The organism is Methylobacterium sp. J-001, assembly GCF_022829565.1.
Classification (GTDB): Bacteria; Pseudomonadota; Alphaproteobacteria; order Rhizobiales; family Beijerinckiaceae; genus Methylobacterium.
Window position 1 is genome coordinate 1 of record NZ_JAKSYN010000077.1, and the last position, 11670, is coordinate 11670.

Consider the following 11670-nt stretch of genomic DNA (forward strand, 5'->3'; position numbering starts at 1 on the left):
CCGGTGTCGTCGACCTTCAGGTCGCCATCAATCGCTACATCGCCGAGCACAACCGATACCCAAGGCCCTTCATCTCGACCGAGTCTGCCTCTGCGACCTTCGATGCCCTCAGCCGAACCCCTAAAACATCCATCTGAGCCAGTGCAATAGAACCAAGATCAGCTGGCTGTCGACGTGGTTCAACTTACACCGGTCAATATGGATGTCGCAGATCTTGTCGGTCTTAAAGCGGTTGTGTAGCTGCGCCGTCTCAACAGTGGGAAGACGGGTTATGCTGTGTCGTTGCATGAAGCGCTGCAAGGCGGGGCGGCTCAAGTTCAGAATCGTGTCACGTAAGCAGCCCAAGACCTTATCGAGCGCCCGCAGCCTCCGCCGGCGGAACTCGACTACGATGGCCTCAGCGGCTGGCGTCAGCGAGGTACTCATGGGCTTCTTCGGCACCATCGGAGCGTCGGTCGTGACCGCACGCCCGCGCCATTTGGTAACCGCCTTCGGATTCAGGTCATACCCTGCGGCGAAGGCGCGGTTATTTTCTTGTAACGCTTGGAGCTCGGGTCGTACTTCGATACGATTGGGATGAGGCACCCGGTGCTGTTTTGACGCTGCCGTGAAGAACTCATGCCACAGTGCATCCTCAGCCTGACGCGTCAGCGTCCAAGATGCACCATCTCAATGCGGAACTGAGCGCTTGGGATTCACGCTCCATCCCCGGCGTAACGGCTCTGTCAGCGCCACTGCCCGCCGCCTCCACCCTTCGACGCGTTACTCGCAACCGAACCGACGGATGTAATGCTTCAGTTATAACAAAGACTGCGACAACTAGCTTCCCTAACAATAAGCCCATGACCGCCGCAACCCTGTCGTCTAAGAATATGGGGGGGGCAAATTACAGTTGAACTCCCTTCCGTCGAGCCCCATAATTGCAAGCAAAATGAAATTATTATTATCTCATACACATAAAATTCAAATAGGGACATGTTTTATGTCAACGTTCCGCGGTGAAACCTTGGATCATCGGCCGAGCAGTAAGTTGTCAAGCACTCGCCTAAACTGATTTGGCGCATAGAAAGTTTTGTACTGTGAACTTTTGCATTTGCGCTAGATCAAAGCGTAGTTAGAAGCGCAGGCTTGGCGTGCGCAAACCACCATTCAAGCAACAGCGAATAGGCGGAAGGTCAAAGTCGGAATTCCCTGCCTGATCTTAACCGCTTGCGGACTCAGTACCTACGTTTCTGCATGAGTTTACTGACGTCGATCCGTAAACGAAATTTCAGTCCACCGTGATTTCGCTGGGCGCGCGGAACTAGCAGGCTGTTGAAGAACTCGGCCAGCGCCGAGCGATGAAGGGGATATCGTCGCCGGCGTAGAAGCCGATTTCGCCCCGAAGCGAGCCGTCGGGCTGAAGCTCGGCCCATCCGGAGCCGCAGGCCTCATCCATCTCGTCGTTCCCGTTCCAGTCGAACTCAACGGCAGCGTGGTCACCACCACCGGCGAAGGCCGGTGACGCATCCGAAGGCGAACTCGCCGCCGGTGGCCTCGAAGAGGATGTAGGCCGGCTCGACCATGTCGGCATAGTCGTTCGCGTAGCCCGGCAGCTCGACAATCCGCCACTTGCCCAGGACGCTCACGCCAAAGCTCCGAGCAGCTTGGGCAGGCGGACGAGGTTGTAGGCCGCCGCGGTGAAGGCGAAGGCCCACCCGACCCTGTCGCGGCCTCTGAAGCGGGTTTTCCGCTGGCCCCCCACTGTCTTGATCCAGCCAAAGCCCTCCTCGATGCGCTTTCGGATCTTCTGGCTCATGCGATAGCCGGCATGGCGGGTGGTTCGTCGGTCAGTGGACGAGCGGCGGCCGCTGGTGTTCTGGGCCAAGTGTGCGCGCACGTTCATCGACCTCAGCTCGTTGACGAAGTCCTCCGCGTCATAGGCCTTGTCAGCACCCACGGAGATGGCCTTAGGCCGGTCCGCCCTTGGTTCGATCATCGCCAGCGCGGCAATGCGCTCAACGTGTCCGTCTGCGGACGTTAGGCAGGTGTCCACGATCAGGGCCGAGTGGTTCTCCATTAGGGCATGGCCGATGAAGAAGAGCTTGGCCTCCATGCCCGAGCCCTTGCGGTAGAGCCTGGCTTCGGGGTCGGTGGTGCTCGCGTGCGTCTCGTTCGAACGCTTCTGACTCTTGAAGTCGACCTCGGCGTTACGTCCGCCAGCGGGTGGTGGAGCTTGATCCCCGCTTTGATCCTTGGGCTTGAAGTTCTTCATCGAGGCCCAGGCCTCGATCAGCGTGCCGTCGACGCTGAAGCGGTCGCTGGACAGGAGCCGCTTTACCCGGGGCTGGGCGAGCACGACTGCCAGGAACTTGGCGGCGATCTCGCCGGCCAGCAGCCGGTCCCGATTCTTGCTGAAGCTCGAATGATCCCAGGCCGGATCGTCGACGCCCAGCCCTACGAACCAGCGGAACAACAGGTCGAACTCCAGCCGCTCCATCAACTGCCGCTCCGAGCGGATCGAGTAGAACGCCTGCAGGAGCATCGCCCGCAGCAACATCTCAGGCGGGATCGACGGGCGACCCATCCGGGCCGCATAGAACACGGAGAAGTCCCCGCTCAGCGCTGCGAGCGCCACGTCCGTGAGCTGCCGGATCGGGCGCAGGGGATGGTCGGGTCGCACCCGAGCCTCCAAGTCCACATAGGAGAACAACGTCCCCGAACGCTGATCCGAACCTCGCATTCGCCTTCCCCAAGCGCTTCCAGGAAGGAGTGAATCATGCCCCGCTCGGCCACGCCACGGACTTCTTCAACAGCCTGCTAGGCGCTCGTTCCTGCGGAAATCTTGAGAGTTTAAGTCCCTAATGTTCGACTTGTGTCACAACTTGTCACGTCCGCAAACCCTTGCCGGACCATTGGTAGCGATACGCCGGGACCGCCCTGTTACATATTACATTGTGGCGCGCCTCTCGGTACGAGCGTATGAACGCAAGCCTTGCGGCTCAGTTCGCGGTGGCTCGAATGCCATTACGCGATGACTTGCGCTGAAGCTCCAATCGACATCCTTCAGCTGCACACGCTGACAAGTAAATTCAAGACGCCTAAAAAAATGGGAGAGCGCCCGCCTTGATTAACCAGCCGATTCGTATGGCTCGGCAAACGCTAAGAATAGGATTAATGCGCGTTGAATTATTAATAATTGGTGTTCTTAAACACATCACTAACTTAAGCTTCACGACCTCTAGCTCAATTTTTGAACTTAGCTAGATTTGGGACTAATGAATCTTTGGCCCCCCAAGATAGGCAACACGTGCACTTGTTTGAGCCTCGAATAACCGGGATAAACGTAATGCTGTTCCGACAGCCACGGCTGTACTCTATCCAGTTTGCCCGCGGCGCCACGCATAATCCCGCCGTTTTTCGTAAAAACAACAAGCCTTGAGATTATATTCGCGAACCTGTATGCTAACAAAACGAGTTTAGCCTCAAGCAGATTGACGATAGTAATCCAGGGATCTGAGATGATAGAACCGATAGGTGTTTTGACGATGTTATTGTGCTTACTCTCTTTTCTGTTGCCGATATATTATTGTACTTCTTTTTTAGTAATTTCTATGCTTTTGGGCGCAGCTTCCGCTTTTACACTGGGTGGATCAGGAAATATTCAGCCAGCTCATCTGCTTTTGGCGCCATTCCTGCTAATAGTTGCTCGAGAAAAACGTTTTAACTATGACGTCCAGCAAGCATTGAGGTTTCCAAGCGCTGGATTTTGGTTGTTCGCTTACTTAATTTACGGCATTATATGCGCCGCTATAATGCCGAGGATTTTTGGAGGCGCTGCTGTAATCATGTCAATTGGATCAACTCGGTTCGGCGGCAACTCCCCTACACCAGTGCCATTAACTCCAACAAGCGGCAATATTAATCAATCTATCTATCTATTGTCTGACGTGCTTTGTTTTTTAGCGTTTTACTCATTTTGTTCTATCAGAAAGAATTTTATGTTCGTGGGCCGCCTTTTCTTCACATTAGCAGCTCTGAATATCGTTTTTGCGGCCATCGACTTCATAACTTCTATAACAAATACGGGATTTTTATTGGATCCAATACGCAATGCCGACTATGAACTGCATCTCGAAGAAAATGTTGGTGGGTTGCGCCGAATAGTTGGTTCTTTTACAGAAACTTCGTTATTCTCGTTTTACACCATAGGCAGCTTTTCATACACCTTTTCGCTCTACCTATCTGGCAAATGGGTTTTCTTAAGCTCTTTATGTTCTATAATATCGCTTTTATTATTAATTATATCAACATCTGGTACCGCATATGCGGCACTGGTTCCGGTCTTGGCGATTTTTTACATTTATTGTTCAGTAAAAGCGCTCCGTGGAGAATGTTCGGCTCCTGGAGCAGTTTATTTAATCGCGGCGCCGTTATTGCTGACAAACTTGGTATTGTTCATTGCTCTAAACCCAATGATTAGTCGCTCTGTGATGGAGTTCATAGATGTTACAGTTCTATCGAAGTCTCAGGGACAGTCAGGAATTGAGCGTTCAGAATGGAACAAAATAGGCATGCAAAACTTTTATGCAACTTTTGGCTTAGGAAGTGGGATTGGGACAACAAGAGTTTCTAGTTGGCTTGTTGCGGTTCTGTCTAGCACGGGAATACCGGGTGCGTTTTTCATGACAGGGTTTATATGGGCGTGTTGTAGGCGCGACAGAATTGAAGATTTTTGGATAGTTTGTTTGAAGAATGCGGCTAGGTTCTCTTGTCTTGGCTATCTTGTTGCAGCTGCTTTGTCTTTTTCCCTTGTTGATTTGAGGTTGCCTTTTTTTGCGTTAGCAGCTCTTTCAGCCTCTAAGCCAAATAGTAAAACCCCTTATTCCAGTCCTCATAGCGGAGACCCCACGAGTTAAATCGGCTGCTGAGGGGTGATTCTACCTCTTGGTTTTGAGGCCAAGGAGGATGTCAGGGCTTCTCCGGTGCCACTGCGGTCCAACTTAGATGCTGAGGGCCTGCGGGACTTGCCCAAATGCACGCGATCTCGCCCAGTCACGGTTTCTGCTGGCTTTATCGGTGATCTATGCGGGCGGGCTTCAGACTGTGCGTGACTGGGTCGTGGGGTTCAAGGCTTCCGGTCCAGACCGCCTAATCGGCGGCAAAGCGCCTAGTGCACTGACGCGCACAAATGGTGCACAGCGCACACTTGATTATCAATGTAACGCAGTGAGTTAGCTCTTCGCTCTTGGTGCGTTCGTCTGCATCTGTGCACTAGGGCTCGCCCGCGCCTGAAGGCCGAGCAACAGAATTTGTTGCGCACGTCGGTCGAGCATGGCCAGTTGCTGGCGGTCCACGATGTGGTGCGTTGGCGACAGGCCGATCTCGCCCGGATTTTGTTTAAGAACCATAGTCTTTCGGTGTTTGGTAAGCGCTGTTTTCAGGCCACGGCTCTGAGTGCTGGCGTGGCTGGGTAAGCCCATGGCAGCAGGTCGTCGAGACGGCGCTGCGGATGGCCCTCGACGATGCGGGTGATGACGTCGGCGAGGTAGGCGTGCGGCTCGACGCCGACGAGCTTGCAGGTCTCGATCAGCGAGGCGATCACCGCCCAATGCTCGCCGCTGGGATTGCCCCGGTTTGGTGGACACCGAGAACGCTTTCGCGTGAGGTGTTTGTCCGATGCCCAAGACTTGTCCCGCATACCCTGCCGAGTTCCGCCGGTAGATGGTCGATCTGGTCCGCGCCGGCCGCGATCCCACCGACCTCGCCCGCGAGTTCGAACCCTCGGGTCAGACCATTCGGAACTGGGTCGCCGAGGTCGACCGCAGCGAGGGGCGTCGGGAGGAGAAGCTTCCGAGCGCCGATCCCGGCCTGACGACGGCCGAGCGCGACGAACTCATTCGGCTGCGGCGTGAGAACCGGCAGCTGAAGCTGGAGCGCGATATCCTCTCTCGCGCGACGGCCTGGTTTGCGTGGGAGACCGGAGTCCTGCCGTCGGGGTCTTCCGCTTCATAAGCGCCCGCCAGGCCGACTTCCCGATCACGGTGATGGCGCGCACCCTCGGCGTGTCGAAGGCTGGGTACTACGCCTGGGCCGGCCGGCAGCCCTCGGCGCGACGCATGGCGGACGCTGCCCTGCTGAAGCGGATCCGCACCGTCCATCTCGGCTCGCACGAGACCTATGGCGCGCCGCGCGTCCACGCCGACCTGCGCGAGCAGGGCCAGCGGCATTCCCGCAAACGCATCGCCCGGCTGATGCGCGAGGCCGGCCTCGTCGGGGCCAGCCATCGGCGCGGTGGCCCCGTCACGACGCGGCGGGATCGAGAGGCGCGTCCGGCTCCCGACCTCGTCGACCGCAACTTCGCCGCCGCCGCCCCGAACCGGCTCTGGGTGGCGGACATTACCTACGTGCCGACCGCCGTCGGCTTCCTCTACTTGGCTGTCGTCCTCGACGTCTTCAGCCGTCGGATCGTCGGTTGGGCGATGGCCAACCACCTGCGCTCGGAGTTGGTGCTGGATGCCCTGGAGATGGCCGTCGCCCAGCGCAGGCCCCGCGACGTGATCCATCATTCGGACCAGGGTTCGCAATACACGTCGCTGGCCTTCGGCAGCCGCTGTCAGGAGGCGGGCGTGCGACCCTCGATGGGTTCGGTCGGCGATGCCTACGACAACGCCATGGCCGAGAGCTTCTTCTCGACCCTCGAATGCGAGTTGCTCGCCCGCCGCCGCTTCCACTCGCAGGCTGAGGCACGGATGGCCTGCTTCAGCTACATCGAGGGCTTCTACAATCCGCTGCGCCGGCACTCGGCACTCGGATACCGCTCCCCCGTCGTCTACGAGCAGAAGACCCGGCCGGACCCGTTACCCGAGCCCCTGTTCAGCCAAGCCCCCTGACCGTCCACAGAACCGGGGCAATCCCACTATCAGCGACTTACTGCCGCGATGAAGACCGTCCGCCAGTCTTTTTGCTCAGCCGGCAACCGCCGGCACGCCCACGGCACGCGCCGTATGGACGCGCTTAATGTCCAAGCATTCGACGTGCGCTGCGAGCTGCGCCGCGCTCAGCCGGACCACGCCGTCCTCGATCTTCAACCAACAGAACTGACCCGCCTCCAAACACTTAATCGCGAGAATCAGCCCGTTTCCATCCCAGACCAGGAGCTTCACCCGGTCGGCCCGCTTCGAGCGGAACACGTCGACCGTGCCGGAGAACGGGTCCGCGCCCATCGCGTCCCGGACCAGAGCGGCCAGCCCCGTCCACGCCCTTGCGAAAGTCCACGGGCCGGGTGGCTAGCATCACGCGTACCGCGCCGGACGGCCCGATCATGGGCAAGCCTTCAGCGCCCGGATCACCGCGGCGATCTGAACCGCGCTCGCACTCTGAGCGATGCGGACCGTGGCGCCTGCGATCTCAACTTCGATGCTGTGGCAGCCGCATCGCTCCCTCAGCGCGGGGCTCATCTCGGCAGACGTCGGCTCCTGCGGGTTTACACTCATCACGGCCGGCACGAACTGCAGTGCGCACTCGCCGTCGTGCCCCCAGCCTGACGAACCAGGCGCTGCCACGTGAACAGCCGCGAGGCGTTCAATCCATGCCGGCGTGCCACCGCGCTGATTGAGGTGCTTGGCCCAACGCTCTCGGCCACGATGGCGATCTGCCTCGCCCACGGCAAAGGAGCCGGCCTCGTCATGCCACGCTGCACCACGGAGGCGATAGCTTTGCATCGAATAGATTGCATAGGCCGTCGCCTTCGGCGCGCAGGCCGTCTTGCTGCTAGATCGGGGCAGCTGGCACACCACAAAGAAGCTTACAGTGCCCATTAACATCACCCTGTTGCCTCTGCCGGCCGCGCCCCCGAATCAACCCAGTCGAACCCTCGACAAGCTCAGACGCTGTAGGTTTTTCGGTTACAGCCAAGCTCGAGTAGTGATTCCCTTCGGTTATCGACTGGAGGGGTTGGGATGATGGGTTCGGACGGGCTGTTCGGGGATCCGCCAGAGCAGCAGCCCGCGCGGGCCACCCCGGTCGGGCGGGTTCGCCTGCGCGTACCGGTGCGGGACACGGTGCGGCTGGAGGTGCTTGACCTCGACGCCTTGATCGGTCCCGATCACCCGGCGCGGGCGATCTGGGCGTATGCCGAGCAGGTCGACTTTGCCGCGTTCGAGGGCCGGGTGAAGGAGCGCGTGGGCCATCCCGGCCAAGGCCAGACCGCGCCGCAGCTGCTGGTGGCCTTTTGGCTGTACGCGATCGGCGACGGGGTCGGCAGCGCCCGGGAGATCGCCCGGCTGTGCACGAGCGCCCCGACCTATCGCTGGCTGTGCCGCAGGCTCACGGTCAAGCACCACGCCCTGTCGGACTTTTGCACCGACGAGACCCTTTGCCCGGACGACTTGCTCGCCCGGCACGTGGCGAGCCTGTCGACGGCCGGGCTGATCGATCTCGACGAGATCGCGCAGGACGGGGTCAAGGTCTGAGCCGATGCCGGGGCCGCCTCGTTCCGGCGGCGTCCGACCCTGGAGCGCGAACTGGATCGGGTGCGCGCGGCCGTGGCCCGGCTCGATCGGGACGAGGCCGCCGATCCCGGCGCCACGGACCGGAGGCGGCTGGCCGAGGTCGAGGCAGTCCGGGCCAAGCGGACTCAGACCAACGCCAAGGCGAGCGCCCGGCAGAAGGAACCGCGGGCCTCGACCACCGATCCGCAGGCCCGGGTGATGAAGATGCCCGACGGCGGCTTCCGGCCGGCCTACAACGTCCAGTTCACCAGCCTGCCCGGGACCGGCATCGTGGTCGGGGTGCGGGTTGGCAGCGTCGGCTCGGATCGCGGCCTGGCCGAGCCGATGGCCGCGGAGCTGGCCGCGACCTACGGGCGCCGGCCCGCACGCTACCTGATCGACGGCGGCTTCCAGGCCGCGGACGACATCGAGGCCGCCTACGCGCTCGGGACCGCGGTGTACTGCCCGCCGGGCCGGGGCAAGGCCGGGAGCGACCCCCACCGGATCCGCTCGGGGGACGGCCCCGGCGTCGCCGCCTGGCGCAGCCGCATGGCGGGCGAGCCGACCAAGGCGATCTACCGCCGCCGCGGACGCTGCGAACTGTTCCATGCCCGCCTGCGCAACCTTGGCCTCGACCGGCCGTTGGTGCGCGGCCTGGACAGGCTCACGGCCTGGATGACCGGCTTCGCCCTGACGATGAACATTCTGAACGAGCACAGATTGCGCAGCGCCGCCCGCGCCTGAGCGGCTGGCCGCATCACCCGGGGGGCGACGCTTGGGCGTAATCCCGGCCCAGCCCGACCGGGCGGCTGTACGCACCAGCACGAGGCGGCCTCAGGACGCCCGCGTATTCCCAGGAGGCCGTTCGACGCACAGCCTCTTAGGGTGAAAGGCGTCAATTAGATGTTTGATCCCGCCGTGTGGTGATACATCTGGTGCCACATGGAGGGACCAAACATCTAGTTTCCGCGGTCTGAGCAGACTCGCAATCTGCATTGTAATACCAAATACTACGAAGTCTGCCTCGATCAATTTTAACACTTATTCAAACTGCCCGACTGCGACGGTAGCACCCGCAAGCGCTACCTCTAAGTCGCCATCGATCGAGCCTTTCGCTACGTGTACTTGACCGTAAAGGATGAAGGGACCACGGCCTCAGCCATTGACTTCATCTCGAGCACACTCGTCTCTTTCCCCTTCCGGGTCACCCACATAGTCACCGACGCGGGCTCCTGCTTCAGAACTGATGCGTTCAAGACGGGTTACAAGCGGCAAGGAGTGCTGCATCATAAGACGTACCCCTACACACCGAAGATCAGTGGCATGATCGAGCGCTTAAACCGCCTGATGCAGCCGGTGTACGCGGCGGCGGACATAAATTCGTCCCTGCGGTGTGCAAGCAAGGTTTACGTCGTCGGCGGCAAGACCGATCACATTTTCAATTCCTGGGTCAGCAAGCGGCACATGGCCGGCACTACCGAGGTGAACGCCGACAGGCTCGCGCCGTTGGCCTAGGCGAGCCTGTCGGCGGGAGATGGAACCAAGGATGATCGACCGTATACACAAAATAAAATGTTAGAAGACTGCAAGGTATGGCCCAATTTGCGATAAATTATATTTCCGTCATGGGAGTGGAAATGATAAATTTATGACTAGGCCATCTTCTCCATGCAAATCCCAAAACATTAAAAGTATAGAATGAGCAACGCGTGTATGAAATAAGACTTTAGTTGATTACAATAATTAAACCGAAAGAAATTCATATAAATCAGTTGATTGGGTGGGCACAACTATAGTTGTCGTGACCAAATAAATCGGCCGCAACATTTTTCGATCTACAGCTTTTAATTGTCCGGAAAGACCAAAGTTGGACTCCTGGGTCGATTTCCAACGTAAAGACCATTTGGCTGCGTGCTCTTGTCGATAACAGCCCCGCCTCCGATTACACATCCTTCTCTAATTACAACACCTGGAAGTATTATTGCTCGCGCATAAATCATGCACCCCCGCTCAATAGTGATCGGCTTATACACTTCATCCCCCGATGTACGTCGGTAGGGACCATTAGGTAGCAATTTATGCGTTGCGGTCTCCAATAGAACTTCTGGACCCATGCGAACCCATTCATGTATCGTTACCTGAGCTTCGTTATCGATCCTACTACCTGCTCCAATACGAACATTATCCCCGACGGTAAGGAGGCCAGTGCTTATATGCACCCCACTTCCAAAACTTGAATTAACTCCTATCTTTATTCCGGTGCGCCGCAATATTTTTACTCTTGCATCTGCCAAAAATTCCGCGCGTTGAATCGACATAATCAATCTGAAAACGTGCCTATTATATTGTATCACCAGCAATCTCCAATTAGAAAGAAAACTTGTGCGCTGAGTAGGCACAAAGGATGAAAGCGATACATATCTAACCGCTCTTCAACTCGCAAGTGAGGCTCCTAAAATTGTCGGGCGATATAGAAAGTTCGCTGGTTGCTGATTATGAAAACGCAAACGGCGAAGTCGAAGCCCTGATCAGGAACTTACAACGGCTGGCTCAACTGATCTGTACATGGCTCGTCCCGCAAATGGAACGCCGAAGGCGACACGGTATATCATAACGGATTAGAAGTAGGCGGTGTTCATTTCGGTTTCACCGGAAGACGTGCGTGTCTATAATTTAGCCGACCAACGGGTGCTGTAAACGAGAGCTTCAATTGGTTGTGTATGTAAGCGCCGTGAGCCGACATTCCGGCATACTACACCTTCACGACGCGAAAAACTCCTCGCTGCCGCCAATGCGGAATTTGGTATCGGCTTCGAGCTTATGGCTCAACGACTAACATGGGCAATCTGCATATGTTTGACGCCCTTAGCTTCCGTGCGCACTAGAGCCGTGTCCGGCTGTGTTGAATCGTTGGGGGTAGCGGGCAGTCTGCGGATCTGATTCGCTGTTGGGCTTTCCGAGGAGGTCGGGATGCCGTCAGCGCTATCGTTGGATCTGCGAGAACGCGTGATCGCGGCGATCGCGGCGGGAGCTTCCGGCCGACAGGCGGCCAAGCGCTTCGGGGTCGGCCCATCCACCGCGATCCGCTGGCATGAACGCTTCCAGGCGGAGGGGGCGATCGCGCCCCGGCCCTCGTGCGGGCCGCGACCCGCCCCGGCCACCGCAGCGCACGCCGGCGGGATCCCTCAGGTCCGTCGGG

General features: G+C 58.4%; 8 protein-coding genes and 5 pseudogenes. 6 read left to right on the top strand and 7 right to left on the bottom strand.

Going from position 1 to position 11670, the window contains the following annotated elements; genetic code table 11:
• Positions 1 to 147 precede the first annotated feature (147 nt).
• The 3 genes and pseudogenes from MKK65_RS08310 to MKK65_RS08320 all read right to left on the bottom strand — a co-directional run.
• Positions 148 to 616 (bottom strand): annotated as a pseudogene (locus MKK65_RS08310) (IS481 family transposase); the annotation flags it as partial.
• An 862-nt stretch (positions 617 to 1478) separates the two neighbouring features.
• On the bottom strand, positions 1479 to 1628 hold the full coding sequence (locus MKK65_RS08315) for a hypothetical protein (RefSeq protein WP_243956985.1): 150 nt from the start codon (positions 1626 to 1628) through the stop codon (positions 1479 to 1481).
• Positions 1625 to 2722, bottom strand: coding sequence for an IS5 family transposase (locus MKK65_RS08320; RefSeq protein ID WP_243956986.1), 1098 nt, complete (start codon positions 2720 to 2722; stop codon positions 1625 to 1627). Before MKK65_RS08320 ends, MKK65_RS08315 begins: the two co-directional genes overlap by 4 nt.
• 778 nt (positions 2723 to 3500) lie before the next feature.
• Here MKK65_RS08320 and MKK65_RS08325 point away from each other — a divergent pair.
• The gene (locus MKK65_RS08325; protein ID WP_243956987.1) at positions 3501 to 4898 is read left to right on the top strand and encodes a hypothetical protein; all 1398 of its coding nucleotides are present in this window, start codon (positions 3501 to 3503) and stop codon (positions 4896 to 4898) included.
• 521 nt (positions 4899 to 5419) lie between these two features.
• On the opposite strand, the pseudogene MKK65_RS08335 reads toward MKK65_RS08325, so the two are convergent.
• Positions 5420 to 5599, bottom strand: a pseudogene (locus MKK65_RS08335) (transposase domain-containing protein); the annotation flags it as partial.
• A gap of 104 nt (positions 5600 to 5703) precedes the next feature.
• On the opposite strand from MKK65_RS08335, the gene MKK65_RS08340 reads away from it, so the two are divergent.
• Positions 5704 to 6872, top strand: a protein-coding gene (locus MKK65_RS08340; protein ID WP_243956989.1) for an IS3 family transposase whose coding sequence is annotated in 2 segments (ribosomal slippage) — positions 5704 to 5938 and positions 5938 to 6872 — 1170 coding nt in all. Because the reading frame shifts where the segments join, the coding sequence is not laid out codon by codon here.
• Between the two features lie 75 nt (positions 6873 to 6947).
• On the opposite strand, the pseudogene tnpB reads toward MKK65_RS08340, so the two are convergent.
• A pseudogene (gene tnpB / locus MKK65_RS08345) lies at positions 6948 to 7238 on the bottom strand (IS66 family insertion sequence element accessory protein TnpB); the annotation flags it as partial.
• A 236-nt stretch (positions 7239 to 7474) separates the two neighbouring features.
• Entirely contained in the window at positions 7475 to 7717 is a 243-nt protein-coding gene (locus tag MKK65_RS31520; RefSeq protein WP_409565386.1) for a transposase, read from the bottom strand.
• Between MKK65_RS31520 and MKK65_RS08350 the strand changes: the two are divergent.
• From MKK65_RS08350 to MKK65_RS08360, 3 genes and pseudogenes are all read left to right on the top strand, one after another.
• A pseudogene (locus MKK65_RS08350) lies at positions 7611 to 7852 on the top strand (IS630 family transposase); the annotation flags it as partial. The gene MKK65_RS31520 and the pseudogene MKK65_RS08350 sit on opposite strands and share 107 nt — an antisense overlap.
• 88 nt (positions 7853 to 7940) lie before the next feature.
• Positions 7941 to 9215: pseudogene (locus MKK65_RS08355) on the top strand (transposase).
• A gap of 375 nt (positions 9216 to 9590) precedes the next feature.
• A complete protein-coding gene (locus tag MKK65_RS08360; RefSeq protein ID WP_243956992.1) occupies positions 9591 to 9986 on the top strand; it encodes a hypothetical protein in 396 nt (131 codons plus the stop codon).
• 329 nt (positions 9987 to 10315) lie between these two features.
• Here the strand turns inward: MKK65_RS08360 and MKK65_RS31525 are convergent, their stop codons facing one another.
• On the bottom strand, positions 10316 to 10789 hold the full coding sequence (locus tag MKK65_RS31525; RefSeq protein ID WP_409565385.1) for an acyltransferase: 474 nt from the start codon (positions 10787 to 10789) through the stop codon (positions 10316 to 10318).
• A 652-nt stretch (positions 10790 to 11441) separates the two neighbouring features.
• Here MKK65_RS31525 and MKK65_RS08365 point away from each other — a divergent pair.
• Positions 11442 to 11670, top strand: a 229-nt coding sequence (locus MKK65_RS08365) for a helix-turn-helix domain-containing protein (protein ID WP_243956994.1), incomplete at its 3' end; no start/stop codon positions are given.